The organism is Sphingomonas epibiotica (genome assembly GCF_039615155.1).
GTDB lineage: Bacteria > Pseudomonadota > Alphaproteobacteria > Sphingomonadales > Sphingomonadaceae > Sphingomonas.
In genome coordinates this window covers 537,627-564,019 of the sequence record NZ_JBDGHY010000001.1, presented here as the reverse complement: position 1 = coordinate 564,019, position 26,393 = coordinate 537,627, and the positions used below count along the sequence as shown (strand labels likewise).

Annotated in this window: 26 protein-coding genes; 14 read left to right on the top strand and 12 right to left on the bottom strand. The window is 65.4% G+C overall.

All coding sequences use genetic code 11. The features are described 5' to 3' along the window. Positions 1-7 precede the first annotated feature (7 nt). Together AAIO73_RS02645 and AAIO73_RS02640 are read right to left on the bottom strand one after the other, a co-directional pair. Complete coding sequence (locus AAIO73_RS02645) at positions 8-2,395, bottom strand: TonB-dependent receptor domain-containing protein (protein WP_345876330.1); 2,388 nt, start codon at positions 2,393-2,395, stop codon at positions 8-10. Between the two features lie 222 nt (positions 2,396-2,617). Further along, positions 2,618-2,986 carry a tRNA-binding protein gene (locus AAIO73_RS02640; protein ID WP_345876042.1) on the bottom strand — a complete coding sequence of 123 codons (369 nt, stop codon included), beginning with the start codon at positions 2,984-2,986 and terminating at the stop codon, positions 2,618-2,620. 61 nt (positions 2,987-3,047) lie between these two features. Between AAIO73_RS02640 and AAIO73_RS02635 the strand changes: the two genes are divergently transcribed. From AAIO73_RS02635 to AAIO73_RS02625, 3 genes are all read left to right on the top strand, one after another. Continuing rightward, entirely contained in the window at positions 3,048-3,404 is a 357-nt protein-coding gene (locus AAIO73_RS02635; protein ID WP_242115641.1) for an FtsB family cell division protein, read from the top strand. Positions 3,405-3,502: 98 nt separating this feature from the next. Then, the gene (gene pdhA, locus AAIO73_RS02630) at positions 3,503-4,552 is read left to right on the top strand and encodes a pyruvate dehydrogenase (acetyl-transferring) E1 component subunit alpha (protein ID WP_242115640.1); all 1,050 of its coding nucleotides are present in this window, start codon (positions 3,503-3,505) and stop codon (positions 4,550-4,552) included. A gap of 1 nt (position 4,553) precedes the next feature. Beyond that, complete coding sequence (locus AAIO73_RS02625) at positions 4,554-5,996, top strand: pyruvate dehydrogenase complex E1 component subunit beta (protein WP_345876039.1); 1,443 nt, start codon at positions 4,554-4,556, stop codon at positions 5,994-5,996. Between the two features lie 15 nt (positions 5,997-6,011). Here the strand turns inward: AAIO73_RS02625 and AAIO73_RS02620 are convergent, their stop codons facing one another. Genes AAIO73_RS02620 through AAIO73_RS02610 form a run of 3 tightly spaced genes read right to left on the bottom strand, consistent with a single transcriptional unit; the run spans position 6,012 to position 9,240 of the window. Further along, on the bottom strand, positions 6,012-6,743 hold the full coding sequence (locus AAIO73_RS02620) for a histidine kinase (protein WP_345876037.1): 732 nt from the start codon (positions 6,741-6,743) through the stop codon (positions 6,012-6,014). Continuing rightward, positions 6,740-7,333 carry a TadE/TadG family type IV pilus assembly protein gene (locus tag AAIO73_RS02615; RefSeq protein ID WP_345876035.1) on the bottom strand — a complete coding sequence of 198 codons (594 nt, stop codon included), beginning with the start codon at positions 7,331-7,333 and terminating at the stop codon, positions 6,740-6,742. Before AAIO73_RS02615 ends, AAIO73_RS02620 begins: the two co-directional genes overlap by 4 nt. Further along, a complete protein-coding gene (locus AAIO73_RS02610) occupies positions 7,330-9,240 on the bottom strand; it encodes a TadE/TadG family type IV pilus assembly protein (RefSeq protein ID WP_345876033.1) in 1,911 nt (636 codons plus the stop codon). The genes AAIO73_RS02615 and AAIO73_RS02610 overlap by 4 nt, the downstream gene beginning before the upstream one ends. Positions 9,241-9,337: 97 nt before the next feature. Here AAIO73_RS02610 and AAIO73_RS02605 point away from each other — a divergent pair, with 97 nt between their 5' ends. Genes AAIO73_RS02605 through AAIO73_RS02590 form a run of 4 tightly spaced genes read left to right on the top strand, consistent with a single transcriptional unit; the run spans position 9,338 to position 12,771 of the window. Beyond that, entirely contained in the window at positions 9,338-9,982 is a 645-nt protein-coding gene (locus AAIO73_RS02605) for a squalene/phytoene synthase family protein (RefSeq protein WP_345876031.1), read from the top strand. 41 nt (positions 9,983-10,023) lie between these two features. Continuing rightward, positions 10,024-10,485 carry an EF-hand domain-containing protein gene (locus AAIO73_RS02600; RefSeq protein WP_345876030.1) on the top strand — a complete coding sequence of 154 codons (462 nt, stop codon included), beginning with the start codon at positions 10,024-10,026 and terminating at the stop codon, positions 10,483-10,485. A 32-nt stretch (positions 10,486-10,517) separates the two neighbouring features. Then, positions 10,518-10,964, top strand: coding sequence for a MerR family transcriptional regulator (locus AAIO73_RS02595; protein WP_345876029.1), 447 nt, complete (start codon positions 10,518-10,520; stop codon positions 10,962-10,964). A gap of 4 nt (positions 10,965-10,968) precedes the next feature. Continuing rightward, entirely contained in the window at positions 10,969-12,771 is a 1,803-nt protein-coding gene (locus AAIO73_RS02590; protein WP_345876028.1) for an acyl-CoA dehydrogenase C-terminal domain-containing protein, read from the top strand. Positions 12,772-12,905: 134 nt separating this feature from the next. Here AAIO73_RS02590 and purC read toward each other — a convergent pair whose 3' ends face one another. Both purC and AAIO73_RS02580 read right to left on the bottom strand, forming a co-directional pair. Then, positions 12,906-13,685 carry a phosphoribosylaminoimidazolesuccinocarboxamide synthase gene (gene purC / locus AAIO73_RS02585; RefSeq protein WP_055755990.1) on the bottom strand — a complete coding sequence of 260 codons (780 nt, stop codon included), beginning with the start codon at positions 13,683-13,685 and terminating at the stop codon, positions 12,906-12,908. A 139-nt stretch (positions 13,686-13,824) separates the two neighbouring features. After that, positions 13,825-14,646: an alpha/beta hydrolase family protein gene (locus AAIO73_RS02580; RefSeq protein ID WP_345876025.1), complete on the bottom strand. Its 822-nt coding sequence runs from the start codon at positions 14,644-14,646 to the stop codon at positions 13,825-13,827. A 175-nt stretch (positions 14,647-14,821) separates the two neighbouring features. Here AAIO73_RS02580 and AAIO73_RS02575 point away from each other — a divergent pair, with 175 nt between their 5' ends. The 3 genes from AAIO73_RS02575 to AAIO73_RS02565 all read left to right on the top strand — a co-directional run bounded on the left by AAIO73_RS02575 (position 14,822) and on the right by AAIO73_RS02565 (position 19,574). Continuing rightward, positions 14,822-15,403: a TetR/AcrR family transcriptional regulator gene (locus AAIO73_RS02575; RefSeq protein WP_345876023.1), complete on the top strand. Its 582-nt coding sequence runs from the start codon at positions 14,822-14,824 to the stop codon at positions 15,401-15,403. A 60-nt stretch (positions 15,404-15,463) separates the two neighbouring features. Beyond that, entirely contained in the window at positions 15,464-17,716 is a 2,253-nt protein-coding gene (parC, locus tag AAIO73_RS02570) for a DNA topoisomerase IV subunit A (protein ID WP_345876021.1), read from the top strand. Positions 17,717-17,840: 124 nt separating this feature from the next. Next, on the top strand, positions 17,841-19,574 hold the full coding sequence (locus AAIO73_RS02565; protein WP_345876019.1) for a putative bifunctional diguanylate cyclase/phosphodiesterase: 1,734 nt from the start codon (positions 17,841-17,843) through the stop codon (positions 19,572-19,574). Here AAIO73_RS02565 and AAIO73_RS02560 read toward each other — a convergent pair. The 4 genes from AAIO73_RS02560 to AAIO73_RS02545 are packed head-to-tail and all read right to left on the bottom strand — an operon-like array spanning position 19,544 to position 22,429. Then, positions 19,544-20,749 (bottom strand): CCA tRNA nucleotidyltransferase, encoded by a 1,206-nt coding sequence (locus tag AAIO73_RS02560; RefSeq protein ID WP_345876017.1) that lies wholly within the window; start codon positions 20,747-20,749, stop codon positions 19,544-19,546. The two genes, AAIO73_RS02565 and AAIO73_RS02560, sit on opposite strands and share 31 nt — an antisense overlap. Beyond that, positions 20,740-21,330, bottom strand: a complete 591-nt coding sequence (locus AAIO73_RS02555; protein WP_345876016.1) for a CoA pyrophosphatase — start codon at positions 21,328-21,330, stop codon at positions 20,740-20,742. Before AAIO73_RS02555 ends, AAIO73_RS02560 begins: the two co-directional genes overlap by 10 nt. After that, positions 21,327-21,890, bottom strand: a complete 564-nt coding sequence (locus AAIO73_RS02550) for a DUF1285 domain-containing protein (RefSeq protein ID WP_345876014.1) — start codon at positions 21,888-21,890, stop codon at positions 21,327-21,329. Before AAIO73_RS02550 ends, AAIO73_RS02555 begins: the two co-directional genes overlap by 4 nt. Positions 21,891-21,931: 41 nt before the next feature. Further along, entirely contained in the window at positions 21,932-22,429 is a 498-nt protein-coding gene (locus tag AAIO73_RS02545; protein ID WP_345876013.1) for a GNAT family N-acetyltransferase, read from the bottom strand. A 142-nt stretch (positions 22,430-22,571) separates the two neighbouring features. Between AAIO73_RS02545 and AAIO73_RS02540 the strand changes: the two genes are divergently transcribed. After that, on the top strand, positions 22,572-22,943 hold the full coding sequence (locus AAIO73_RS02540; protein ID WP_345876012.1) for a dihydroneopterin aldolase: 372 nt from the start codon (positions 22,572-22,574) through the stop codon (positions 22,941-22,943). Next, positions 22,940-23,683, top strand: a complete 744-nt coding sequence (locus tag AAIO73_RS02535; protein WP_345876010.1) for an SDR family oxidoreductase — start codon at positions 22,940-22,942, stop codon at positions 23,681-23,683. The genes AAIO73_RS02540 and AAIO73_RS02535 overlap by 4 nt, the downstream gene beginning before the upstream one ends. Before the next feature lie 4 nt (positions 23,684-23,687). Here the strand turns inward: AAIO73_RS02535 and AAIO73_RS02530 are convergent, their stop codons facing one another. Next, on the bottom strand, positions 23,688-24,545 hold the full coding sequence (locus AAIO73_RS02530; protein WP_345876008.1) for a hypothetical protein: 858 nt from the start codon (positions 24,543-24,545) through the stop codon (positions 23,688-23,690). A gap of 222 nt (positions 24,546-24,767) precedes the next feature. Here AAIO73_RS02530 and AAIO73_RS02525 point away from each other — a divergent pair, with 222 nt between their 5' ends. Together AAIO73_RS02525 and AAIO73_RS02520 are read left to right on the top strand one after the other, a co-directional pair. Beyond that, positions 24,768-25,460, top strand: coding sequence for an energy transducer TonB (locus tag AAIO73_RS02525; RefSeq protein WP_242115619.1), 693 nt, complete (start codon positions 24,768-24,770; stop codon positions 25,458-25,460). Positions 25,461-25,546: 86 nt separating this feature from the next. Further along, on the top strand, positions 25,547-26,338 hold the full coding sequence (locus AAIO73_RS02520) for a MotA/TolQ/ExbB proton channel family protein (RefSeq protein ID WP_345876007.1): 792 nt from the start codon (positions 25,547-25,549) through the stop codon (positions 26,336-26,338). Positions 26,339-26,393: the final 55 nt, after the last annotated feature.

Sequence of the window (26,393 nt, the reverse complement as noted above, 5' to 3'; positions counted from 1 at the left end):
GATTGGCTCAGAACAGGATACGTGCCGTCATCGACGTCGTGCGGCCGTTGATCGAGCGCGCGCGGACGATGCCGTTGGCCGGGATCACTGCATCTTCCGCCTCGGTAAAGCCCTGTACGTCGAACAGATTGTTCGCGTTCAGCGACAGTAGCAGGCGGCTGGTCGGGCGATATTGGACGAAGGCGTTGGCGACGGTGTAGCCGGGCAGCTTCAACTGGTTGCTGTCCTGGGCATAGCTGCTGGTCGTACCGATGACATTGGCCCCGACCGTGAATCGGTCGATCTCCACCTGCGGCGTCGCCTGGAAGATCAGCCGCGCCTGACGACGCGGCGTGTTGCCGATGACGCCGGGGTTGAGCGCGTCGCTCACGATCTTCGCATCGGTCCAGGTAGCGCCGCCGTTGATGCCGAACACGCCGACCCGGTAACCGCCGTCGAATTCGAGGCCGACGGCACGATATTCGCGATCGATGAAGACCTGCCGCGTCGCTTCGTAATTCTGTTCCTCGGTCCGCGCCCAGAAGCCGGTCAGGTTCAGGACGAGTCCGTTGTGGCGGTACTTGGCGCCTGCCTCCGCCTGGCGGACGAAGTCGACGGCGGCGGACTTGCTGAGCAGCGAGCCGTCGGTCGTGCTGACCGCCGGACCGAACAACAGCCGGTCGGCATTGGCGCGGCCGCCCCGGCTGTAGCGGGCGAAGACTGCGAACGGCTCGGCGATGCGGAAGTTGATGCCCGCCGAATAGGACAGGTAGTTCCAGCCATAATCGACCGGTGCCGGCTGGCCGAGCGGAATGACCGCGACCCGCCGTTCCGCCGCGGAAAGAATGCCGTCGCCGTCGATGTCGCGCGCGACGACGCCGGTGCGTCCGCCGCCCAGGTCCGCGCCGTAGACCGATCCCGACGCGTCGCCGAAATCATAGCGGACGCTGGCGCCCAGCGCGACGCGGCCGACCTTGTAATTCAGCGAGGCGAACGGCGCGTTGACGTCATAGGCGACGCGGTAGCTGCGACGGCAACAGTCGCCGAAATAGCTGGCGCTGTACGCATAGAATCCGTTCTGCGTCACCGGCGTGCCGCCGGCCGACACCACATCGACTAGCGCGGCGCGACCATCGCCGCGCACGTCGAGCAGGGTCGACGTCCACAGCCAGTCGGTATCGATCGCCTGGCGCGACTTGTAGAAGCCCGCCGTCGTCGTCAGGTCGCCGCCGCCCAGCGTGAACACCCGGCTGGCCCGCACGTCGTTGGTGACGTTGTCGAGGCTGTTCAGCTTCACATCGAACACCACGATCTGCGCGAGCAGGCCGTTGCCGTTGAGCGCGGCGGGGTCGGTGATCGCCTGTCCGGCGGACGGGCCGCTGGCGAAGCGCAGCGTCGCGCCGGCATCACCGAGCGCGGTCGCGATGTCCGACGCGGCGGCGACGTTGGACGGGAAGTTCGACGAGAAGCCGCCGCTGATGTCGGCATAGCGGAACCGGTCGGTCACGGTCCATCCGGACAGGTCGATCTGCGTTTCCACGCCGAACGCTTTCACCACCGGATGCTGGCCGTCGCGAAGGTCGCGCGTGACGACATTGTTCTGGCCGTCGAGCGTCAGGTTGGTGGTGAAATTGCGCGACAGCAGCGCGTCGCGCGTGATCGAGAAGCCGGGCAGGCTGGTATAGCGCGGATCGGCATTGCTGCCGGTCACGCGGACCGGATTAGGCAGGTAGCCGACCGCGCGATCGTCGAGATACTTGCCGTAGAAGCGGATATAGCCGCCCGAGAAGGTCTTGGTCAGGTTCGCCTTGAACTGGCCGCCGCGATTGCCGTCATAGCCGATCCGGCGCGGTCCTTCGCCCTGTCGATAGAAGCCGCCGACATGATAGCGCAGGCTGCTGTCGATCTTGCCCCCATAGTCGAAATCGACGCGATATTCCTGATAATCGAGCCCCGCGCCGAATTGCAGCGCGCCCCCTTCCTGTTCGCCGGTCTTCGAGATCAGGTTGAGCACGCCGCCCGGCGAATTGGACGAGAAGGTGGAGGCCGACCCGCCCCGGATCGCCTCGACCGACGACAGGTTCAGGTCGGCGCGCAGGAAGATGTCGGCATTGCCGAAGGTGATGTCGCCGAATTCGAGGACGGGCAGGCCGTCCTCCTGCAGTTGCAAGAATTTCGCCCCGCCCGAGGCGATCGGAAGGCCGCGGATCGAGATGTTCGCATTGCCTTCGCCGCCCGAGCTTTCCGAACGGATGCCGGGTACGTTGCGGAAAATCTCGGCGGTGGAGCGCGGCGCGGCCTTCAGAATGTCGGCCTCACGCAACGAACTGGTCGAAATGGCGCTGTCGAGTCGGTCGCGCCCCCGCGCGACGGCGGTGACGATGATGTCGCCTGACGGCTTGGCGGCGTCCGTCATACGGTCGGCGGGCTTGTCGTTACCCGTCGTCGCCGACTGCGCATGCGCCGACGCCCCGGCGATAAGTGGCAGCACGCAGGCTGTGGTATAGAATAGGCGCAATTCCCTGATCCTCCCCGCAAATTGATCGGGGCTGCGCCTATTGCAATCGGTTTAAGAATGGGTTGACTTGCACGCGCGGCCGACACGGCTCGCAAAGAATGACCGATGGGTAGATCGGTTCTAGAACAGCCGCCCGCCATCCGGCACCCGCTGGTCGGGCGCGAACAGCACCACGGCGCCAGCCTCGTCGGGAAAGCCGAGCGTCAGGACTTCGGACACGAACTTGCCGATCTGCCGGGGCGGGAAGTTGACCACTGCCGCGACCTGCCGCCCGATCAATTCCTCGCAGTCATAGTGCTCCGTGATCTGCGCACTCGACCGCTTGCGACCGAGTACCTGGCCGAAATCGATGACCAGCTTGATCGCGGGCTTGCGTGCCTCCGGATAGGGTTCGGCGGCGACGATGGTCCCGACGCGGATGTCGACCCGCAGGAAGGCGTCGAAATCGATCGGGTCGGTGAGCGTCGCGGGGTCGTGCAGCAGGTGCATATCGGCTCCTTGGGGCGGCAGGTGGGTTGCGTGGGGGCGGGGTATAAACGACATACGCGCCATGTCGCGTTCCTCGCCCCTTCGTCAGATGCTGAGACGTGCCGGTTGGCCGGCGCTGGTGATCCTCGTCATCGGGTTCTTCGCCTATCACGCGGTACTGGGTCCGAACGGGGTGCTCGCCTATCGTGATTATCAACGCAAGCTGGCGGTGCGGAAAGCGCAATATGCCTGTCTGGAGAAGGTGCGCGCCGACCTGCGCAACCGGGTCGAACTGCTCGATCCGCGCCATGCCGATCCCGACATGGTCGACGAACTTGTCCGGCGGAAGCTGAACGTCGCCCACCCGGACGAATTCATCGTGCCGATCGGCGGCGAGGCGGCGGCGCGCACCCGCTGCGGAATCCGTATCGACGACTGAATCCGGACCGGAACGGGCTGGCTCGGTTGCGCAAGGGGATAATTCGCGCCATAGGCGGCGCTTCCTACCCATCCTTTCAGGAACGAGGCATCCGAACCGTGGCAAAAGCACCGGCGCAAGGCCGCACCAGCGAACCCGTCATTCCCAATCGCGAACGGCCGGGCGAGCCAAAGCGGTACGAGGCGTCGAAAGAGGAATTGCTCTCCTTCTACAAGGAGATGCTGCTGATCCGTCGTTTCGAGGAAAAGGCGGGGCAATTGTACGGCCTCGGCCTGATCGGTGGCTTCTGCCACCTGTATATCGGGCAGGAAGCGGTGGCCGTCGGGCTGCAGTCGGCGCTCGAATCCGGCAAGGATTCGGTCATCACCGGCTATCGCGACCATGGCCACATGCTTGCGTACGGCATCGATCCCAAGGTCATCATGGCCGAGCTGACCGGGCGCGAAGCCGGCATCAGCCGTGGCAAGGGCGGGTCGATGCACATGTTTTCGACCGAGCATAAATTCTATGGCGGTCACGGCATCGTCGGGGCGCAGGTGTCGCTGGGCGCGGGTCTCGCGTTCGGGCACAAGTACAGCAACGACGGCGGCGTCTGCATGGCCTATTTCGGCGACGGCGCCGCGAACCAGGGTCAGGTGTACGAATCGTTCAACATGGCCGAGCTGTGGAAGCTCCCGATCATCTTCGTGATCGAGAACAACCAATATGCCATGGGCACCAGCGTCAATCGCGCCTCGGCCGAAGACCAGCTGTACAAGCGCGGCGAGAGCTTCCGCATTCCGGGTATCCAGGTCGACGGCATGGACGTGCTGGCATGCCGCGGTGCTGCCGAGGAAGCGCTGGCGTGGGTGCGCGCGGGCAAGGGGCCGATCATTCTCGAGATGAAGACCTATCGCTATCGTGGTCACTCGATGTCCGACCCGGCAAAATATCGCAGCCGCGACGAAGTGCAGGCGATGCGCGACAATTCGGACCCGATCGAGGGGCTGAAGCGCGAGCTGAACGCCGCCGGGGTGCAGGAAGACGAGCTGAAGGCGATCGAGGCCGAGATCCGCAAGGTGGTCAACGCCGCCGCCGACTTCGCCGAAAGCGCGCCCGAACCGAACCCGGAAGAACTGTACACCGACGTGCTGGTGGAGACCTACTGAGATGCCGATCGAACTGAAGATGCCGGCGCTGTCGCCCACGATGGAAGAAGGCACGCTGGCCAAGTGGCTCGTCAAGGAAGGCGACACGGTTAAGTCGGGCGACATCATGGCCGAGATCGAGACCGACAAGGCGACGATGGAATTCGAAGCCGTCGACGAGGGCACGATCGCGCAAATCCTGATCGCCGAAGGCACCGATAACGTGAAGGTCGGCGCGGTCATCGCGGTCCTGGCGGGCGAAGGCGAAGACGTCGACGCCGCCAAGTCGGCACAGCCGACCGAGGCGCGTGCCGGCGATGCCGCCGCCGCGACGCCTAAGGCCGACGAAAAGAATGACGACAAGGCGCCGCCGACGCCCGAAGGCACGTCGCAGCAGCATGCCGAAACCGGCGCCCGCCAGCTGTTCGATGCCGCCGATCAGGAAGGCGAGACCAGCCCGGAAATCCCGGAAGGGACCGAGATGGTCAAGACCACGGTCCGCGACGCGCTGCGCGACGCGATGGCCGAGGAAATGCGCGCCGACGACCGTGTGTTCGTGATGGGCGAGGAAGTCGCCGAATATCAGGGCGCGTATAAGGTCACGCAGGGTCTGCTCGCGGAGTTCGGCGACCGTCGCGTCATCGACACGCCGATCACCGAATATGGCTTTGCCGGTATCGGTACCGGTGCGGCGATGGGCGGCTTGCGCCCGGTCATCGAGTTCATGACGTTCAACTTCGCCATGCAGGCGATCGACCACATCATCAATTCGGCCGCCAAGACCAATTACATGTCGGGCGGCCAGATGCGCTGTCCTATCGTGTTCCGTGGTCCCAACGGCGCGGCGAGCCGCGTCGGTGCGCAGCATTCGCAGAACTACGGCCCGTGGTATGCCAGCGTCCCCGGCCTGATCGTGATCGCACCCTATGACGCGGCCGATGCCAAGGGGCTGCTGAAGGCGGCGATCCGCTCGACCGACCCGGTCGTCTTTCTCGAAAACGAACTGATGTACGGCCGCTCGTTCGACGTGCCCAAGCTCGACGATTTTGTCCTGCCGATCGGCAAGGCGCGGATCATGAAGCCGGGCAAGGACGTGACGATCGTCAGCTATTCGATCGGCGTCGGCCTTGCGCTCGAAGCCGCCGAGAAGCTGGCCGGCGAGGGTATTGATGCCGAGGTGATCGATCTGCGCACGCTGCGCCCGCTCGATACCAAGACGGTGCTGAAGTCGCTGAAGAAGACCAACCGGCTGGTCGTGGTCGAGGAAGGTTGGCCGACCTGCTCGATCGCGTCGGAAATCGCCGCGGTGGTGATGGAAGAGGGCTTCGACGACCTCGACGCGCCCGTGCTGCGCGTCACCAACGAGGACGTGCCGCTGCCCTATGCCGCGAACCTCGAAAAGCTGGCGCTCATCACCAGCGACAAGGTCGTGGCGGCGGTGAAGAAGGTCACCTACAAGGCCTGATCCCGATCGACCCCGTCACGTTGCGCTATACGCATCGCAGTAATAGCGCGGCGCGGCGGGGTCCGGATTATAGATCTGATCGAAATTGCGCCGATCGCGCACGACGAACGCCGCCGTCGCATGGATGCGTGCCGACCCGCCAGGTAGCCACGCGGTACCGACGATCGGGCGATATTCGTAGTTCACTTCGATATACATTACCCCGGATCCGACCGGTGACTGGACCTTGGGATCCTGGTCGCCCATGCCGTTCGGCATTCGCACTCCGCCATTCCACCAGTTTGTGCCGATGCCGTCGTCACGGTCCATCGTTCCATGGGTGCGGTCGTAGTTCGAATCATAGTCCGAACCGCTTTTCAGGCCGATGCACCGTTGCCAGTGCAGATATTGTACCCCGTCCGAATTTTGTTCGAGGCTGGAGATGGTGATCCGACCGCGCGTCGTCAGTTCGATCCGGTCACCCTGCAGGCGGGTGGCGGTAAGCACGTCGTTGATATCGATCTCGCGCAACTGCCTGATGCTGTCGCTGTTCATGTCGCCGACGCGTGAGGCATTGTCGGCAAGGTTCTGGGCGATCTGGTTGATGCGCATCGTGGTCAGCGCGAGGTTGGCCGTTTCGGTGGCATAAAGGCCGACGCCCAGAAGCAATGGCAGGCCGAGCGCGAATTCCAGCATCGCGACGCCACGCCGGTCGCGAAGCAGGGCGCGGAAACCCAGTCGAGGTAGCGTTCGGGGTGGCGTGGTCATGGCAGGCACACGCGCGGTATCGATCGTACCGTCTGCCGGGCATAGGGCTGGTTCTTGAGCAACGTGGATGCCTCGATCGTCAGGGTCGGCGAGAAGCCGAGCAGTTCCGCGACCGGAAACGGGCGGGTATAGACGACGCGCATCGTGTAGCGGGTGACGTCATCGGCGCCCCCTTGGCCGGTGCGCGCCGGATTGGTGTCGTAGGTGCCGTTGCCGTTGATGTCGTCGAAGCATTCGCCTGAATCGAGCCGCCCGTTGCCATTGGCGTCCTGGATGGGTTCAGGCTTGATCAGCGCGAAGGCCGAATAGCTTTCGCGCGACGACGTGAACGTTGCGTCCTTGGCGATGCTGCCGACGGCGGCCTTTACCTGATCGTCGATCGCGCGCTGGTCCGACGCGTTTTCCTCCAGCGTCGAATCGCGTCCGGCCTTTTGCACGGCGCCGTCGAGGATGGCTTGGACATAGGGTTGGTAGAGCAGGTCGCCGAGCCCCATGAGCAACATCATCAGGACCGGTGCCAACAGCGCGAATTCGATCACGCTGACGCCGCGACGGTCACGATACAGGTGGCGAGGCGAACGCATCCTCATCGCGAAATCCGCAGCATGGCGACCGCCTTCGCGATCTTCTTGAACGCGTCGGACAGCCCTGTTCCCGACGTCGTGGCCAATGCCTGATCCGACGAGGAGGCACAGCTTTTCAGTTCGGCCGTGCTGCCCATGCTAAGGGCAACTGTCCATACGTCGATGCCCATCGCCCGTGCCTTGTCGCACAGGGCGAGGAAGCGGGCATTGTGATAGGATTTCAGGTCGCTGTCGCCATCGGCGATGCGACGATCCCAGAACTCCATGCCGTAGAGGCCGTAGGTCGTGTCATAGGGTTTCATTTCGCCGTCGGTGAGGAAGACGATGACTTGCTTGGCAGCCGGGCGACTGCCCTGTCCGCCATTGTCGCTGGCGAAGATCCCGTCGCGCGACAGCAAACGGAGTGCCCACAGCATGCCGGTATCGTGTTCGGTGCCCCCCAAAGGCGCGAAGTCGGCGGCGTTGATATAGGTCCGTACCTGGTCCCGGGACAGCGCTGACAACCGCTGCACGGGTTTGCCGCAACTGGTGAGGCCGGCCTTTGAATTGGGATCGGAGCCCAACCAGTATGTTTCGTTGATTTCGCCCCGGCCGTAGAGCGTGCCGCGGTACTTATCGTTGTTGTAGTAGCGATGATAGGCGACTTCCGGCCATAGTGGCTGCCACCGGTCCTGCCCCGACGGTTTCAGGCTAGGATCGAGATTGGGGGGGAGCCTGTTTGCATCGAACTGCCGCGAGCCGGTGGTGCTTCGGTCGGTTTCCTCGATACAGCCTAGCCATGCGTTATTGGTGGGCTTGATCCTGGTCGAATTGCGAGCCGAGGCGGCGGAAATATAGTCGCTGACATCGAGCGCATAAGGTTCGTATGCCCATATGGGTCCCAGCGAGGACCGCGTCTCGGTGCAGCGCTCGCGATCGCTGTCCCAGTCGCGCGTCGTGAGCGTGGCGTTGCCCTCTGAATCGAAGGTCAGCCGGGTCGCCGGATCCCGAACCGGCACGAATGCCTCGCAACTCTCCTGCGAAACTCTGACCCTGTCGGAGGAGGAGCGAACCCGATATTCGTCGACGATATGTCGGGTCTCATAGGTTGCGGTGTCGTTGTGCCCATTGCTGCCGACCAGATAGCTGGCGGACATCGCACGGATCGCGGCACCGGCATTTACCCCCGTCGCGTACGGTACGAAGCCATAGCGGATGCGCGTGTTCGCTTGCTTCGCGGCCTCCATCGTATCGTAGAAATCGACGACCGCGGTCCGCAATGCTGCAATCCGCGAACCCTTTTTCTCTTTCAGCGCATAGCCCGTGCTGCCGGCATAGCCGGGCGTCGTATCGGCCGTCGAACTGCTGGGACGGGTGTAGCTGGTTTGCTCGGGGTTGCTTTTCGCACAGTCCGCTTCGTTCTCGTTCGGTAGGCACGCCATCGACCCGGTGGTGTCGAGGACGAACATGACGTCGGTATCGGCAATGTCGAGACGGGCTTCGCATGCGACCGCCAGCGTCACGTCCGGCGCGCCGAACATTTTCATGATCGTCATCGGCACGACTACCTGCGCATCCCCGGCGACGCGGTTGTCGCCCGTGCGGCGCGGGGTGAACTTCGAGTCGTTGATGCCGAGCCAGCCATTGGCGACGTTGCTCAGGAAAAACGCGTTGGCCTGCTTGGTCGCCTTTTCGTCGAGCGTCGTGCCCTTGGTGTCGTCCATAAACTTGCGGCCGGCGAGGACGCCCGCGTCGCATGCCTGTTGCAAGCGGTTCTTGACCATATAGACCCGGGCGATATCGACGCCGGATCCACCGAGCGCGGTGATGGGGATGAGCGCGATCGCCATCATGGCCAGCGTGTTGCCGCGGCGGTCCCGCGCCAGTCGCGTCAGAACGCCATCTGGACACCGTCCAAGCCGTCGCCCGTTCATCCCGTACCCGTCCGTCCTGCCGACACCGTGAAACCCAAATCCCCTGATTTCCATCGCAGGTCGGGGTTGACGCCCGGTTAAGACACGGCTTGGGACGATGGCCATGGACACCGATCCCGAACGCCGTCTCGCCCTTGCCTACGCTCCGGATGACGGACGGCGGGCGGCGCTGTCGGCGCTGCTCGCGCTCGACGCCGCGCTGGCCGATGTCGTGCGTACCACGACCCAGCCTGCGATCGGACAGATCCGGCTGGCATGGTGGCGCGAGCAGCTGGCGAAGCTCGACCATGCCCCGCCACCGGCCATGCCGGTGCTGACCGCACTTGCCGAGAACGCGTTGCCGCGCGGCGTGACCGGTACGGCGCTGGCGAAAATAGTCGAGGGGTGGGAAGTGTTGATCGAGGAGGAAACGCTCGATCGCGACGCGCTGCACCGGTTCGGGGCGGAGCGGGGCGGGCAATTGTTCCGACAGGCGGCGGTGATCCTCGGCGGCGATGCCGGACGGGCGGCGACGCTGGGGCAGGGCTGGGCGCTTGCCGATCTGATGCAGCATCTCGACGACCGGAGCGTTGCGGAGGCGGCAGGCGCGCTCGCCCATACGGCACTGGCGACGCCGCTGCGTGGGGTTGCCCGGTCGCTCGGGCTGATGGCGCTGTCGGCCCGGCTCGATCTGGCACAGGTCACACCCGGTGGGCCGAAGCGCGCGGCGCGGCTGGCTTGGTTCGGACTTGCCGGGCGATAGGGGCTGTCCGATACAGGGAGCGGGCAGCAAAGGGGTGAGTAATGTGGCGGTTCCTGGCCGGGGTTGGGTCGGCATTGGCGCTGGTCGCGGCGGGACTGTTCCTGTTCCGGGGTGACGCCGCCACCGAGAAGCTGCCGCCACCGCCTGCGCCGCACGCTGCCGCCCAGACCGCCGAAACGGAAGTGCCCGACCCGCCCGCGGCAACGGCGCGTACGCGCGAACAGAAGCGGTTCGACCGCTATGACAAGGACCGCGACGGCCGCATCACCCGCGACGAGTATCTGGCGTCGCGGCGCAAGGCCTATGCGAAGCTCGACACCAATGGCGACGGGCGGCTGAGCTTCGACGAGTGGGCGGTCAAGACGACGACCAAATTCGCGGCCGCCGACAAGGGGCGTGACGGTGCGCTGGATGCCGCTGAATTCGCAACGACGGCGGTGAAGCGCAAGCCGGTCAAGCGGGCCGAATGTCCGCCGCCATCTCTCCCGGCCGACGAAAGTTGACGTTCACGTCAACGTAAACTAGTCTACCGGTCATGGTCGCTGCAACCGCCTTATCGTCCGAGTCGTCCGGCGAAGCCGATCGCTTCTCGATCACCGACCTGTGCGGTGAGTTCGGCGTGACCGCCCGCGCGCTGCGCTTTTATGAGGATGAGGGGCTGATCGCGCCCGAACGGCGTGGCCTTGCCCGCATCTATTCGCAGCGCGACCGGGCGCGGCTGGCATGGATCCTGCGCGGCAAGCGCGTCGGGTTCAGCCTCGCCGACATTCGCGAAATGATCGACCTGTACGATATCGGCGACGGGCGTGTCGTGCAGCGGCAGGTGACGGTTCAGAAATGCCGCGACCGGATCGCGCTGCTCGAAAACCAGCGGCGCGACATCGACGCCGCCATCGCCGAACTTAGCGACTTCGTGACCACGATCGAAGCGCTGCCGCACCAGACCGCCCCGTCAGAGGGCGCATCCCCGGAGAAGGATTGACCCGATGCCCAGCTATACCCCGCCGGTCCGCGACACCCGCTTCATCCTTGACCATGTACTCAAGATCGGCGATCACGCCGCGCTGCCCGGCTTCGCCAATGCCACGCCCGACACGGTCGAGGCGGTGCTGGAAGAGGGCGGCCGATTCGTTGCGGAGGTGCTGTTCCCGCTGAACGCTTCGGGAGACCAGCAGGGCTGCACCCGCCATGCCGATGGCAGCGTGACGACGCCCGAAGGGTTCAAGGACGCCTATCGCCAGTTCGTCGAGTCGGGCTGGGGCACGCTGTCGGCGCCGGAACAGTTCGGTGGGCAGGCGATGCCGCATGTCGTGGCGACGGCGTTCGAGGAGTATCTGATCTCCGCCAATATGGCCTTCGCCATGTATCCGGGGCTGACGCATGGTGCGATCGCCGCGTTGCTGGTGAAGGGTTCGCCCGAACAGCAGGCGATGTACGTGCCCAAAATGGTGTCGGGCGAGTGGGGCGGCACCATGAACCTGACCGAGCCGCAATGCGGCACCGACCTCGGCCTCATCAAGACGCGCGCGGTGCCGAACGACGACGGGTCGTGGGCGATCACCGGCACCAAGATATTCATCTCGTCGGGCGAGCATGATCTGACCGACAACATCATCCACCTCGTCCTGGCCAAGACGCCGGGCGCGCCGGAAAGCTCGAAGGGGATTTCGCTGTTCGTGGTGCCGAAGTTCCTGGTGAACGACGACGGTTCGCTGGGCGCGCGCAATCCGGTTACCTGTGGCTCGATCGAGCACAAGATGGGCATCCATGCCAATTCGACCTGCGTCATGAACTATGACGGGGCGAAGGGCTGGCTGGTCGGCGAGGAGATGAAGGGGCTCGCCGCGATGTTCATCATGATGAACGCGGCGCGTCTCGGCGTCGGCTTGCAGGGGCTGGGGGTTGCCGAGACCGCCTATCAGAACGCGGTGATCTATGCCGGCGACCGGCGGCAGGGGCGGGCGCTGACCGGCCCGGCGCAACCGGAGGAAAAGGCCGATACGCTGTTCGTCCATCCCGATGTCCGCCGCATGCTGATGGAGGGCAAGGCGCTGACCGAAGGCTTGCGCGCGCTATGCCTGTGGGGTGCGTTGCAGGTCGATCTGGCGCATATGAGCGAAGACGCGACGACCCGCGAATTGGCCGACGATCTCGTGTCGCTGCTGACCCCCGTCATCAAGGGCTATGGCACCGACAAGGGCTATGACGTCGCGACCAATGCGCAGCAGGTCTATGGCGGCCATGGCTACATCGCCGAATGGGGCATGGAGCAATATGTCCGCGATGCCCGGATCGCGATGATCTATGAAGGCACCAACGGCGTGCAGGCGATGGACCTGGTCGGGCGCAAGCTGGCGCAGAATGGCGGCCGGGCGATCCAGCATTTCTTCCGCATCGTCGGAGAGGAGATCGCGACCGCCAAGGGCTCGGACGCGACGCGCGACTTCGCCGAACGGCTGGAGCGGGGGCTGAAGGACCTGCAGGCGGCGACGATGTGGTTCATGGCCAACGGGATGCAGAACCCGAACCATGTCGGCGCGGGCGCGCATTCGTACATGCACATCATGGGCATCGTCGCGACGGGTCTGATGTGGCTGCGGATGCTGACCGCCGCCGAAGCGCTGGCCGCGTCGGGCGAGGGCGATCCGGCGTTCATCGAGGGAAAGCGGGTGACGGCGCGCTTCTATGCCGAGCGGATTATTCCCGATACCGGTGCGCTGCGGCGCAAGATCGAGGGCGGGGCGGATGCGGTCATGGCGCTCGACCCGGCGCTGTTCGCGCGGGGGTAACCGCAGAAAGACAACCGTCATCCCGGCGAAAGCCGGGATCCACGGACGGGGTGACCTCGATGCGGTGCGCTACCGTTCGCGTCGCGGGTCCATGGATCCCGGCTTTCGCCGGGATGACGGGCTGAGCGGTAGCCTTACTTCTCGCGCTTCTTGCGATGCGTTTCGAGGTCCAGCACTGCCGAGTCCGCACCCTCCGGCAACAGCCCCAGCCGCCGTGCGACCTCCTGATACGCCTCGACTTCGCCGCCCAGGTCGCGACGGAAGCGGTCCTTGTCGAGCTTCTCGTTGGTGGTCATGTCCCACAGGCGGCAGCCATCGGGGCTGATTTCGTCGGCAAGGATGATCCGGCTGAAGTCATTGTCCCAGATGCGGCCGAATTCGAGCTTGAAGTCGACGAGGCGGATATTGATCGCCGCGAACATGCCCGACAGGAAATCGTTCACCCGGATCGCCATGTCGGCCATCTCGTGCAGTTCGTCCTGCGCGGCCCAGCCGAAGCACAGGATATGCTCGTCCGACACCATCGGATCGCCGAGCGCATCGTCCTTGTAATAATATTCGATGATCGTGCGCGGGAGCTGTTGCCCCTCCTCGATCCCCAGCCGCTTGCTGATCGAACCGGCGGCGACGTTGCGCACGACGACCTCGATCGGCACGATCTCGACCTGCCGGATCAGCTGCTCGCGCATGTTCAGCCGGCGAATGAAGTGGGTCGGCACACCGATATTGCCGAGCAGCGTGAAGACATGCTCGGAAATCCGGTTGTTCAGCACGCCCTTGCCGTTGATCGTGCCCTTTTTCTGGGCGTTGAAGGCGGTGGCGTCGTCCTTGAAATACTGGATCAGCGTACCCGGTTCCGGACCCTCGTACAGGATCTTTGCCTTGCCTTCGTAGATCTGGCGGCGGCGAGCCATGCGATTCCCTTCGACGAAACTGCCCGGCCGCCGTTGTTTCGGCGGCCAGTGAATAAAGCCGCCGCATAGCGGAAGGGGACCGGGCGCGCAATCAGGCGGCGGGTGCGCGCAGTCGCGCGAACCGGGACCGGCGCGCGATCTAGGCGAACAACGCCGCGTCGATCGCGCCTTTGGCGGCGGCCCATGCCGGCGTTCCCGGTGCGATCAATTCGACATGACCGGTATCGTCGATGCGATGTTGCCCGACCCGATCGCCGGCCGCCCGGGCTGCCGCAGCGAAATCAGGGGCCATTCGTGCCGGAACGATGCGGTCCTGAGCGCCGTCGATCAGGTCGATCGGCACCCGCAACGGCAGGAGTTCGACGATCGAAGTATCGGCGAAGCGGTCCGGCCGGTCGCCGCCGACCAGTTGCGCGACGACGTCGGTCCCGCAACCATTGTCGGGACTGGCTTCGACCGCGGCTAGATCGGGCAGCCCGCCGAGGCTGACGACATGCGCGATCGGCAACGGATCACCGGCCGCGAGCGGGCTTTGCGCCGGGAGACGGTGGCGTGCCGCCAGCCAGAGCGCCAGATGCCCACCCGCCGAATGCCCGACCGCGACGATCCGCTCGACATCCAGCCGGCAGGCGTCGGCATGGTCACGCAACAGGTCGGCCGCCGCCGCCGCATCGCGAAACGTTCCCGGATAGCCGCCGCCATCGCGGTCAACCCCGCGATAGTCGATATTCCATACGGCAATGCCGGCAGCGCGCAGGTCCGCGGCGATCCAGTCCATCAGCCGTCGATCGGCGATCGCGCTCTGCCAGCAGCCGCCATGGACCATCAGCACCGTCGGCCAGCGTCCGGCGGGATCACCGCGTGGCAACCACAAATCCACCATTTGCAGTTGGTCCGTGCCATAACGAAACGATCGGTCAGGCGCGTCGCGCGGTCGTGCCGTCAGGTCCGGCCAGGTCATTGGAGTCCAGGTAGAGACGGGTTCATTCATTACGGGGTTTCCAGCGGTTGGAAGTCGCGAACGTACGAAACGGAAAAAATCGTATAATAAACGTCGCGCATGCGGATTAATTTGGTCTAAGGACGGAATGGGGAAGAGAATGGCGGGCATCTGCTTGCCGCAAAGGGGCGTTACCGTGGGTAGAACTCGTACTATCGAGCGTGACAAGCTGTTGGATGCCGCCGAGGCGGTGACGCTGGAGAAGGGGCCGGCCGGCCTGACCATCGCCGCCGTCGCTGAGCAGATGGGCATCACCAATGGCGGCGTGCAATATAGTTTCCGCAGCAAGGAATCGCTGATCGCGGCGATGTTCGAACGCTGGCAGGAGGAATATGCGGAGCGGATCGCCGAACTGGGTGCTAGCGATCCTACCGGCCCGTGCGCGGTGCGCAAGCATATCGATTATGCCGCCGACTATGCCGACCGGTCGCGACGCGGGGCGCCCAGCCTGCTGGTGACGTTGCTCAATTCGCCGCAGCATATGACGCTGGTCCGCAAATGGTATCGCGATCGTGTCGACATGATCGACGTCGCCGGCGAACGCGGCCGCCGCCTCCGGCTGGCGTTCCTCGCGATGGAAGGCGCGTTCCTGATGCGCCTGTTCGGCCTGATGGAAATGGGTGACGCCGAATGGCAGTCGATCGTCGCCGATGTCGTCGCGCTGGCCGATGGCGAGCCGGAACGGGACGGGGCGAAGGTGGGGCGCGAAGCCGCCTGATCCCGGTTCGTTCCATTTCGGCCCTCGCAGGAGCGCGGTTCGCCTGCTATCGCGGTCGCGATGGCAAGTGAACTGACCGATCCTTCGACGCCGATCGGCGTCTTCGACGCACCCTTCGACAGCGCGCTGTCCGAGCGTTATCTCGTCTATGCGCTGTCGACGATCACTGCCCGGTCGCTGCCCGATGTGCGCGACGGATTAAAGCCGGTGCATCGCCGGCTGCTTTGGGCGATGCGGCTGCTCAAGCTCGACCCGGCATCGGGCTACAAGAAGTGCGCGCGCGTCGTCGGTGACGTGATCGGCAAATATCATCCGCATGGCGACCAGTCGGTCTATGACGCGATGGTCCGCCTCGCGCAGGATTTTGCGCTACGCTATCCCCTCGTCGACGGGCAGGGCAATTTCGGCAATATCGATGGCGATAACGCCGCCGCCTATCGCTATACCGAGGCGCGGCTGACCCAGGTCGCGATCGACCTGATGGCCGGCCTCGACGAAGACGCGATCGATTTCCGCCCTACCTATAATGGCGAGGAGCAGGAGCCGGAGCTGTTCCCCGGCATGTTCCCCAACCTGCTGGCCAATGGCGCCAGCGGCATCGCGGTCGGCATGGCGACCAGCGTGCCACCGCACAACGCCGCCGAACTGTTCGAGGCAGCGATCATCCTGGTCGACCAGCCCGAAGCGGACGATGCGGCCGTGCTTGCCCATGTTCGCGGTCCCGACTTTCCGACCGGCGGTATCGTTGCCGATCCGCCCGCCGCGATCCGCGAGGCCTATGCCACGGGTCGGGGCGGCTTCCGGGTCCGTGCCCGTCACCTGATCGAGCGGGAGAAGGGCGGCGGCTGGCAGATCGTCGTGACCGAAATTCCGTACGGCGTGCAGAAGGGCAAGTTGATCGAACAGATCGCCGCGCTGATCAACGACAAGAAGCTGCCGATCCTGACCGACGTTCGCGACGAATCGGATGCCGAAATCCGCATCGTCCTCGAACCGCGCAGCCGCACCGTCGATCCACAGGTGCTGATGGACGGGTTGTTCCGGCTGACCGATCTCGAATCGCGCGTGTCGCTCAACCTCAACGTGCTCGACAAGGACCGCACCCCGCGCGTGATGTCGCTACGTGAGGCGTTGAAGGCATGGGTCGATCACCAGTTCGTCATCCTGCGTCGCCGCAGCGACCATCGGCTCGCCAAGATCGCCGACCGGATCGAGCTGCTCGACGGCTATCTCGCCGCCTATCTGAACCTCGACCGGGTGATCGCGATCATCCGTACCGAGGACGAGCCGAAGCCGGTGCTGATCGCCGAGTTCAGCCTGACCGACCGGCAGGCCGAAGCGATCCTGAACATGCGGCTGCGATCGTTGCGCAAGCTGGAGGAGATGGAAATCCGCGGCGAGCGCGCCAAGCTTGAGAAGGAGCAGGCCGAACTGACGCTGCTGCTGTCGAGCGAAGCCCGCCAGCGCACCCGGATGAAGCGCGACCTGTCGAAGATGCGCGACCGCTATGGCAGCGAGACCCTGCTGGGCAAGCGGCGCACCGCGATCGAGGAGGCCGCACCGGCGCGCGAAATCCCGGCCGAGGCGATGATCGAGCGCGAGCCGCTGACCGTGATCCTGTCGCAACGCGGCTGGGTCCGGGCGCTCAAGGGCCATGTCGACCTCGCCTCCGCCGATACCGCACGGTTCAAGGAGGGCGACGGCCCGGCCTTCGCCTTCCATGCGCACACCACCGACAAGCTGTTGCTGACCACCGATGGCGGGCGTTTCTACACGCTGGGTGCTGACAAGCTGCCCGGCGGGCGCGGCTTCGGTGAACCGGTGCGGGCAATGATCGACCTCGACGGCGATGCGCGGATCGTCGCTCTGTTGCGCGCGGCGACGTCGGACCGGCTGCTGCTGGCAGCGACCGACGGACGCGGCTTCGCGGTCAGGGTCGCCGATGTGCTCGCCGAAACGCGCAAGGGCAAGCAGGTGATGGCACCGCGGCCGGGCGCGAAGTTGAAGGTCGTGCGGCCGATCGCGCCCGAAGACGATTATGTCGCCGCGATCGGCGACAATCGCAAGCTGGTGCTGTTCCCGCTGTCCGAACTCGCCGAAATGGCGCGCGGGCAGGGGGTACAGTTGCAGCGGTTCCGGGATGGCGGTCTGTCGGACGCGCGGACGCTGCGCTTCGCCGATGGACTTAGCTGGACGATGGGCGGTGAAACGGGACGGGTCCGCACCGAAGCCGATCTGACGCCGTGGCGCGCGGCGCGTGGAGCCGCCGGGCGGATGCCCCCCAACGGCTTCCCACGCGACAACCGGTTCTGACCTGCCGGTCGGTTCGGCACGACCGGCAATTTCGGACAGGTTCTATCGAGTTCGCGCATCATCCTTTGGAATCGTTTGCCAGACTTCAGAAGCTTTTAACCACTGTCGCCCTATAGCGAGGCAAATGGCTTTCGGTCGGCAGTTCCTTTCAGCGTTCAAGGCGCATCCATTTCCGGACGGTCCGGCGGCTGCCCCGGGGGAACCTGCCCATGTGCCGCGCCCATCGGACGCGCCCGATCCGGGGGCGCTCGACCTGATCCCGGCACCGACCGCGATCGCGCAGCTGGTCGAGGGCCGGTTGGTGTTCAGCGCCAGCAACGTCGCCTTTCGTGCCGCCGGTTTCGTCGGCGCGGGGCAGGCGGCACTGTTGACTGGGATCGGCGAACAGATCGCGACCTTCCTGCAATCGACCGAAACCCGGTGCCGCCTGTCGCTGCAGGTCGGCGATTCGGTCGACAGCCGCTATTATGACGTGACTCTCGCCCGGCGTCCCGAAGCGGTCGCACGGCCCCGCTGCCTGATAACCCTGCTCGACCAGACTGCCGAACAGCGTACCGAGGCCAGTCTGCGGCGTGAGATGAACACCGATTCGCTGACCGGCCTCGCCAACCGCATGGGGTTCGGCGATCTGGTCGACGAAGGGATATCGGGCGGCAATCGTGCCCGCTATGCGGTACTGGCGATCGATCTCGACCGGTTCAGCCGCGTCAATGCCTGTATGGGGTCGCTGTCGGGCGACGAGCTGCTGATTTCGGTCGCGCGCCGGTTGAAGGGCGTGTTGCGCGGATGCGACGTGCTGGCGCGGACCGGCGGCGACGAATTTGCGGTGCTGCTGATGCTGCGCGAGGGGCCGGACGATGCGATGCTTGTCGCCGGGCGGCTGCAACAGGCGCTGGTCCAACCGTTTCAGCTGTCCGATTTCAGTATCCGGGTCGACTGTTCGATCGGCATCGCGCTGGGCGAGGATGCCGATGACGAGGCCGAAGATCTGATCCGCCATGCCCAGTTCGCGCTCAAGCGGTCGAAGCGTACCGGCCAGACCGAAATCTATCGCCCGCATCTGTTCGACATCGTCCGCAGCCAGTTTTCGATTGAAACCCGCCTGCGCAGCGCACTCGAGGAACGGCAGCTTCGGCTGGCGTTCCAGCCGATCTACGACCTGTCGAACGGCCGCATCAACAGCTTCGAGGCGCTAGCGCGGTGGCGGACGCCCGATGGACAGGATATTTCGCCGGTCGAATTTATTCCCGTGGCGGAGGAATCGGGCCTGATCGTGCCGCTCGGCCGCTGGGCAATGGATGAGGCGGCGCGGACGCTTGCCGCGTGGGACCAGCAGTGGGGCGGACAGTGCGACGCCAAGATGGCGGTGAACCTGTCGGCGGTGCAATTGCAACGCGACGATATCGCCGCGATGTTCGCCGATGTGCTGGCGCGACACGAGATGCCGGGCAGCCGGTTCACCATCGAATTGACCGAGAGCGCGTTCATCGTCGACCCCGACCGGACGTTGCAGACGATGCTGGCGCTGAAGGAAATGCACGCCACAATCGCCATGGACGATTTCGGTACCGGCTATTCGAACCTCGCCTATCTGCAGAAGCTGCCGATCGACAAGCTCAAGATCGACCGTAGTTTCGTCTCGGGTATGCTCGCCGATCGCGACAAGGTGGCGATCGTCCGCGCGATCCTGAGCCTGGCGCAAGCGCTGGGCATGCGGACCACGGCTGAGGGGATCGAGACGCAGGAACTGGAACAGACGCTCGTCGCGCTTGGCTGCGCCTTCGGGCAAGGCTATTTTTATTCGAAGCCGATCGAGGCCGATGCGGCCTATGCGATGCTGGTCGCGCGCAACGCCTGAGCGACCACCTCGTCGGCGATGGCGCAGGTGCGTACCGCGTCCGGGAAACCTTCCACGATCCAGCGATCCTCTACTGCCCGCAACGCCTTTGCCACATCGGGGCCGCGCGCTAGGCCGCGTTCGACAAGCGCCCCGCCCGACAGCGGCAGCGAAGGGCGGGTCCAGTCGACCAGATCCGCCGCTTCCTCGATCTCGCCCGACAGCAGCAACCGGTCGATCGCGCTTTCCACGCCCAGCCGATATCCCAGCGCCTGTGGCGGCTGTGCACCGTCCTGCCCCAATGCGGTCGCGATGCGCTTGCGATGCGCGTTTGACAATTTCAGCCGCGCGGTGACTGCTTCGGCATCGCCGATGCGAAGCAGCGCCGCAAGCCGACGGATCGGATCGGGCGCGATGGCGGCGGCTGCTTCACTGGCTGCCAGCGCGGCGAGACGCTCGACCGCGGCGGCATCGATCTCCGGCAGGACCGGCGTCCAGATGCCATGGTCGACCATCAACCGCATCACCGCGACGGCATCACGCGCGACCAGCAGCTTGAGCAGCTCATCGGCGATCCGTTCGCGCGACAGTGCCATCAGGTCATTGGCCCGGTCGATACATGCGGCCACACCTTCGGCATCGGGCGCATCGCCAAACCGTGCGAGGAAGCGAAAGAAGCGCAGGATGCGCAGATGATCCTCGGCGATACGCTGCAATGGATCGCCGATGAACCGCACCCGGCCGGCGCGCAGATCGGCGATGCCATCGAAATAATCGTGCAGCGCGTGAACCTGCATATCGGCATAAAGGGCGTTCATGGTGAAGTCGCGCCGCGCGGCATCGGCCTGCCAATCGTCGGTGAAGGCGACCTCGGCATGGCGGCCGTCGGTGGTCACGTCGCGACGCAGTGTCGTCACTTCCACGACCGTGCCATCGGCGACCGCGGTGATCGTCCCGTGGGCGATCCCGGTCGGCACCGCCTTGATCCCCGCCGCCTCCAGCCGGCGTACGACCTCCTGCGGCGGATGGATCGTCGCGACGTCGATGTCGGACACTGGAAGTCCCAGCAACGTGTCGCGCACCGCCCCGCCGACATAGCGCGCCGCGCCGTCGCCGGCGCCAAGCGCTTCGGCCAGCCGGTCGAGACCCGGACGTTGCATCCAGTCGGCATCGGGGAGCGTGTCGGTCAGGGCCATGTCAGTCTTCGCGCCAGATTGAGGATCATCGCCGCCGTCGCACCCCAAATGCGGCGCTCGCCGAAGATCAGTTCGTAATAGAATCGCTCGGTGCCCTCGTGCCAGCGACTGCCGACCGAGAAATTGTCGGCATCGAGCAACAGTCGCAACGGCACCTCGAAGATCGCCTCGACCTCCAGCGGCGCCGGGACCAGCGGCAGGTCGGCCGGCACCGTCGCCAGCACCGGTACGACCTCGAACCCGGTCACGGTATGATAACGGTCTAGCGTCGCCACCACCGTCGCTGCCGAGGTCGGCAATGCGATCTCCTCCGCCGCCTCGCGCAGCGCAGCCGCCACCGGGCCGCCGTCCGCCGGATCGATGCTGCCGCCGGGAAACGCTACCTGCCCGGCATGGGTGCGCAGGTCGCCGGTACGCTGAGTAAGCAATACGCCCGGTTCGTCGCGCTCGGTCACCGCGATCAGCACCGCCGCCGCCCGCCATCCGGTCGCGGGCATCGGCGCCGCGCCGTTCAGGTCGCCGGTCAGCAGCGGCGCGACCGGATCCGCCAGCCGCGCACGCAGCCGGTCGGCCAGCGTCATGCCGGTTCGAACGGAAAGAACGCGCCCTCGCTCCACAGCCCGCGTCGTCCGTCCGGTCCCGTCGCCAACCGCTCGACCAGTTCGTAGAAGACCGGTCGCGCAATCAGAGCATCCATGCCGCCACGCACGCGCAGATAGGGGCGCGGCGCCGCGTCGCTTCCCTCGATCCGGATCGGATGATCGGCGTCCGCCACCGCCAGTTCATCGGTATTCAACCGGAACGCGATCCGCCCCTGTTCGCCTTCGCCCGACAGCTTCGCCTCGACGGCGACGAACGGGGCGTCGTCGACCGCGATCGACAGTTTTTCGACCGGCGTCACCAGGACGTATGATCCGTCGTCCTCACGCCGCAGGATCGTCGAGAATAACCGCACCATCTCGCCGCGCGTGATCGCGCTGCCCTGATGATACCAGCTGCCGTCGGCGGCGATCCGCATCTCGCTGTCGCCGCAATGCGTCGGGTTCCAGCGTTCGACCGGCGGCAATTTGGCTTCGGCGGCAAGGCGGGCGACCTCGGCCAGCGAAAGCGAGGCGAAATCTGCGGGGGGCTGCATCGGCATGGCCGTCCGTTAGCTTGGACCGCGCGCCCGCGACAAGGGGTTCACGCCGCCAGCGTGACGCGCGGCCCCATCATCCCGCTGCATTCTGGCACCGCGCCACGCGCCAGCAAGCGCCGCTGCTCGTACGGCCCCGGCATCCGCCAGCCGCCGGTCCGCGCCGCATCGAAGCCGAAGCGGCCATAATATTCGGGATCGCCGATCAGCATCAGCGGCGCATCGTCGCCCGCTGCCGCGATCGATGCCGCCATAAGCTGTTGTCCGATGCCGGTCCCCTGCCGATCGGGCGCGACCGCGACCGGCCCGACCATCACCATCGGCACGGCGTGCCCGTCATCGCTGTTCAGCTGTACTGGCCAGCACTGGATACAGCCGGTCAGCCGATCGCCCTCGACCCAGGCGAGGCTGAGCGCTCCGATCGGTTGCAGCCCGACGCGCACCCGATAGGCGGTTCGCTGATGCCGGTCGGTCCCGAACGCCGCGTCGAGCAACGCTTCGACGTCGGCAAGGGCAATGGTGGCAAGCGGGCGCAATTCGGACAAATGCGGGGTCCAATCCTATCGGGATGCGCGCCTGTACCGCCACGACGGACAGGTACAAGGGGCAAGATTCGCGGCCGGCCTGCTTTCGCCGGCGACGGCGTCTGCTATCGCGCCAATATTCCCAGCTGATGACAGGTGCCGCTTGCGCGATTCGCTCCAACTCGAAGTCCACGATATCGAGGTGAATGTCCTGACCGGCATTTATTCGGAGGAGACCCACCTGCCGCAACCGCTGCGGATTTCGATGACGGTCGATCTCGACTGCCCTGAACGCTTCGCGCCGGACACGCCGCTGTCGGCATCGAAGAGCTATATGGACCTGAAGCACGCCGCGACCGACGCGTTGCCGCAGGGGGTACATTTTACCCTTATTGAGGGCGTGGCAGATCACATCGTCGACACGCTCTTCCTGTCCGATCCCCGGGTGCAGCGGGTAATGATTCGCATCGTGAAGCTGGCGATTGCCGAAGCCGGCGAATCGATTGGCGTGACCATGGTCCGGCACCGGCGGTGAGCCGCCCGCTGGCGCTGGTCACCGGCAGCTATCGTCGGCTTGGCGGCCATATTGCGGTCCGGCTGGCACAGGCCGGATATGACGTCGCGCTGCATGCTAGCGCTCCGCGCGAGCCCGATCCTGCGGTCGTCGCCGGGATCGGGTCGGCGCGACATGAATTGTTCGTTGCCGATCTCGCCGATGCGGCGGCGGTCGCATCGCTTGTCCCGCAGGTGGCGGATCGATTCGGCCGGCCGGTCGATCTGCTGGTCAACAATGCGTCCTGCTTTCGCGCCGATGACGACAGCTACCCTGCGGCCCAGTCGCTGACCGCGCATTTTGCCGTCAACGCCGCTGCGCCGTTCGTCCTCGCCACGGCATTGGCGGGGCAGGGCGGGTCGGCGGTCGTCAACATCCTCGATCAACGGATCGCCCATCCGCACCGCGACCAGCTGGCCTATACCCTGTCGAAACAGGCACTTGCCGAGGCGACACGGACGCTGGCGCTGGCGCTGGCGCCGTCGGTTCGCGTCAACGGCGTGGCGCCGGGACTGACCATCGCCACCGACGATTACGACGCCGACCAACTGGAACGTCTGGCGGCGATGATGCCGCTCGAACGCCTGCCGACCGCCGATCAGGTCGCCGATGCGGTGCTGTTCCTCGCCAACGCCACCGCCTCGACCGGGCAAGTGCTATTCGTGGATGGCGGGGCCGGGCTGGTGCGGTTCGAACGCGACTTCGTCCATCTCGGGCGCTGATCGATCAGCGGCCCCGGCCGTCGTCGCACCGGCCGAGCTGCTCCCGCACAAATGCATAGTCTTCGCGCGCGATCGTCGCATTTTCTTCGTCCTGCGACTGGAGGCTGGTGTCGGGCAGCGTCTCCGGCAGGCCGCACGCCAGCCGATACCATGCCAGCGTATCGCGCTGCGGGGCACCGCCGGCTTCGTCGATGATATCGCCTAGCGACAACGCCCAGCGTTTCTCCTCGCCCGGCCGCCGCAGAATCAGCAGCGACACCGGGTTGCCGTTCGCGGTCTTGAGAAAGATTTGCGTCTCACCCTCGCCGGGCAAGGTACCCGGAACATGGAAGGCATTGCCGATCCCGGTCACCGCCGGCGGGGCATCAGGGGCGATCACGTCGCGCACGACGCCGCGCACCCGCTGGTCGAGCGCGGGCGTCCAAGGAAATTGTGAGTCGGGGGTAAGCAATTGTACCTGATCGGGACGCCCGGCTACGGCGCGGGCGAAAGCGACGACCCGCTGCCGCTTGAGATTCGGTGCGCGACCGCGCGGATCGAACGGCACGTCGACCAGATACCCGACCCGCGCCGGCAGGGGGCCGTTCGCGCGGATCAGCGCGCCGACATCGGCTGTGACGTAGAACCGGACATGCCCCGGGGCGAGGCCGACCGCTTCCGCTGCCGGAATGAGCGCTGCGGAGCGAATCGTCGCGTCGAGTACGATATCGCCGTCGAGCGCCAGTCTGGCGAGCTGCGCATAGGGTGGGCCGGATGATTCGGTAGCGATAACATCGGCGGTGCCGTTCTGGCGCGCGATGACCGGGGCGCACCCGATCAAAAACAGCGACATAGCGGTCGCGACGGGGAAGGAGCGTTTCATCGACCCGATCATAATGCCCGCAAATGCGTGGTTACAGACTTATTTCGGTAATGGCACGATTGTACGATTGTTTCGTCCGACAAAGCGTTTGCGTCGTTTAAAAGGCCGCGATAGACAATCGCGTCCGGAATGCCGCGTAGCCCCGGACACGACGGTCGTTGCGTGCCGGTTTCGCCGGACGGACCGACCCAATGTACCGGGCTAGAGGAGTTTGGTTGCTGAATGGCTTACGCTGACCAAAAAGCAGGTAGTGGCCGGATCGTCGCTCTGATCATCGTGGGGATTCTCCACGTTGTGATCGGGTATGCGTTCATCTCCGGCCTTGCCTATAAATATGTGAAGAAGGTGACTGAGGATACCGAGACGTTCGACGTCGAGGAGCCGCCACCCCCGCCCGAGGAGATTCCTCCTCCCCCGCCGCCGCCTGATCAGCCGCAGCCGCAGTCGCCGCCGCCGGTCGTGACGCCGCCGCCGATCGTCCAGACGCAGGCACCGCCGCCGGTGGTGATGCAGACGGTGACGACGCCGCCGCCGACCTACGCGCCGATCCCGACCGCTGGTCCGCCTGCGCCGCCGGCACCGGTTGCGCCCCCTGCGCCGCCGGCTCCGGTGATCAGCAAGGCCGCTGGTGCGAAGGGCGACCCGTCGCAGTGGATCACGCAGGAAGACTATCCCGCTTCGGCGCTGAACAGCGGCGACGAAGGTGTGACCGCGATCTCGTGGGACATCAACGCCCAGGGTCGCGTCGAGAATTGCCGCGTGACGTCGTCGAGCGGTTCGGCCGCGTTGGATCGAGCCGCGTGCTCGGCCCTGCAACGCCGCGCCCGTTACTCGCCGGCGCTTGATCAGTCGGGTAACCCGATCCGTTCGAGTTCGTCGCGTCGCGTACGCTGGCAGTTGCCGGCCGACCGGTAAAACCGGGTGCCTCGTGGCAAATATGTCGCGAGGCGGTCCGGGGCATAATTCTTCAAGAACATAATCAGCTCTAAGGAAACTATCCGATGCTCACCATCCTTGCCGCCGGCGCGCCCGCCGGGGCTCCGAACTTCGGCTTCTGGGAAGCGCTTCAGCAGGGCGGCGCGATCGCGTTCGGCACGCTGGGCATCCTGGTCATCATGTCGGTCGGTTCGTTCTACATCCTCTTCACCAAGCTGTTCGAACAGCAGAAGATTATGAACCAGGCGAAGCGCGTCCGCGCCACCTTCTGGCAGTCGAACTCGCTGCGCGAAGGCGCCGCCAAGCTCGACAAGAACTCGGCCTATCGCCAGATCGTCGACGACGGCCTCGCGGCGCAGGACCAGCACGGCAAGCTGACCGATCCGGTCGAGGCGCATGACTGGCTGCACGGCTCGCTGGCCCGCTCGGAAGCGGCGATCAACTCGAAGCTCAACGGCGGCCTCGCCTTCCTCGCGACCGTCGGCGCGACGTCGCCGTTCGTCGGTCTGTTCGGTACCGTGGTCGGCATCTACCGCGCGCTCGTGAAGATCGGCGCCGCCGGTCAGGCCGCCATCGGCGACGTCGCCGGTCCGGTCGGTGAAGCGCTCATCATGACCGCCATCGGTCTGGTCGTCGCGGTTCCGGCCGTGCTCGCCTACAACTGGCTGCAGCGCCGCAACAAGTCGATCGCGGAAGACCTGTCGGCCTTCTCGAACGACGTGCTCGGCTATCTCGCTTCGAACGGTGCGGTTCGTCCGACCGTCGCCGCTCGCGGCCCGGCGCCCGTCGCCAAGCCGGCGACCGGCAGCACCACCGCCGGCCAGGCCGGTGGCGTGCCGACCGCGCCGCGCGTCTGATCCGACGCTGACACCGCCGGGGTCGTCTCCGGTCCCGGCGGTTCGATTGAGTATA

What these genes read in the sequence shown, in the direction of transcription:
- AAIO73_RS02595 (WP_345876029.1), top strand. Translation starts at nt 10,518, where the DNA reads ATGGTCGCTGCAACCGCCTTATCGTCCGAGTCGTCCGGCGAAGCCGAT.
- AAIO73_RS02635 (WP_242115641.1), top strand. Translation starts at nt 3,048, where the DNA reads ATGTCGCGTTCCTCGCCCCTTCGTCAGATGCTGAGACGTGCCGGTTGG.
- parC (WP_345876021.1), top strand. Translation starts at nt 15,464, where the DNA reads ATGGCAAGTGAACTGACCGATCCTTCGACGCCGATCGGCGTCTTCGAC.
- AAIO73_RS02645 (WP_345876330.1), bottom strand. Translation starts at nt 2,395, where the DNA reads ATGACGGACGCCGCCAAGCCGTCAGGCGACATCATCGTCACCGCCGTC.
- purC (WP_055755990.1), bottom strand. Translation starts at nt 13,685, where the DNA reads ATGGCTCGCCGCCGCCAGATCTACGAAGGCAAGGCAAAGATCCTGTAC.
- AAIO73_RS02530 (WP_345876008.1), bottom strand. Translation starts at nt 24,545, where the DNA reads ATGAAACGCTCCTTCCCCGTCGCGACCGCTATGTCGCTGTTTTTGATC.
- AAIO73_RS02580 (WP_345876025.1), bottom strand. Translation starts at nt 14,646, where the DNA reads ATGACCTGGCCGGACCTGACGGCACGACCGCGCGACGCGCCTGACCGA.
- AAIO73_RS02590 (WP_345876028.1), top strand. Translation starts at nt 10,969, where the DNA reads ATGCCCAGCTATACCCCGCCGGTCCGCGACACCCGCTTCATCCTTGAC.
- AAIO73_RS02615 (WP_345876035.1), bottom strand. Translation starts at nt 7,333, where the DNA reads ATGAGGATGCGTTCGCCTCGCCACCTGTATCGTGACCGTCGCGGCGTC.
- AAIO73_RS02600 (WP_345876030.1), top strand. Translation starts at nt 10,024, where the DNA reads ATGTGGCGGTTCCTGGCCGGGGTTGGGTCGGCATTGGCGCTGGTCGCG.
- AAIO73_RS02560 (WP_345876017.1), bottom strand. Translation starts at nt 20,749, where the DNA reads ATGGCCCTGACCGACACGCTCCCCGATGCCGACTGGATGCAACGTCCG.
- AAIO73_RS02520 (WP_345876007.1), top strand. Translation starts at nt 25,547, where the DNA reads ATGCTCACCATCCTTGCCGCCGGCGCGCCCGCCGGGGCTCCGAACTTC.
- AAIO73_RS02555 (WP_345876016.1), bottom strand. Translation starts at nt 21,330, where the DNA reads ATGACGCTGGCCGACCGGCTGCGTGCGCGGCTGGCGGATCCGGTCGCG.
- AAIO73_RS02525 (WP_242115619.1), top strand. Translation starts at nt 24,768, where the DNA reads ATGGCTTACGCTGACCAAAAAGCAGGTAGTGGCCGGATCGTCGCTCTG.
- AAIO73_RS02605 (WP_345876031.1), top strand. Translation starts at nt 9,338, where the DNA reads ATGGCCATGGACACCGATCCCGAACGCCGTCTCGCCCTTGCCTACGCT.
- AAIO73_RS02640 (WP_345876042.1), bottom strand. Translation starts at nt 2,986, where the DNA reads ATGCACCTGCTGCACGACCCCGCGACGCTCACCGACCCGATCGATTTC.
- AAIO73_RS02565 (WP_345876019.1), top strand. Translation starts at nt 17,841, where the DNA reads ATGGCTTTCGGTCGGCAGTTCCTTTCAGCGTTCAAGGCGCATCCATTT.
- AAIO73_RS02550 (WP_345876014.1), bottom strand. Translation starts at nt 21,890, where the DNA reads ATGCCGATGCAGCCCCCCGCAGATTTCGCCTCGCTTTCGCTGGCCGAG.
- AAIO73_RS02610 (WP_345876033.1), bottom strand. Translation starts at nt 9,240, where the DNA reads ATGAACGGGCGACGGCTTGGACGGTGTCCAGATGGCGTTCTGACGCGA.
- AAIO73_RS02625 (WP_345876039.1), top strand. Translation starts at nt 4,554, where the DNA reads ATGCCGATCGAACTGAAGATGCCGGCGCTGTCGCCCACGATGGAAGAA.
- AAIO73_RS02620 (WP_345876037.1), bottom strand. Translation starts at nt 6,743, where the DNA reads ATGACCACGCCACCCCGAACGCTACCTCGACTGGGTTTCCGCGCCCTG.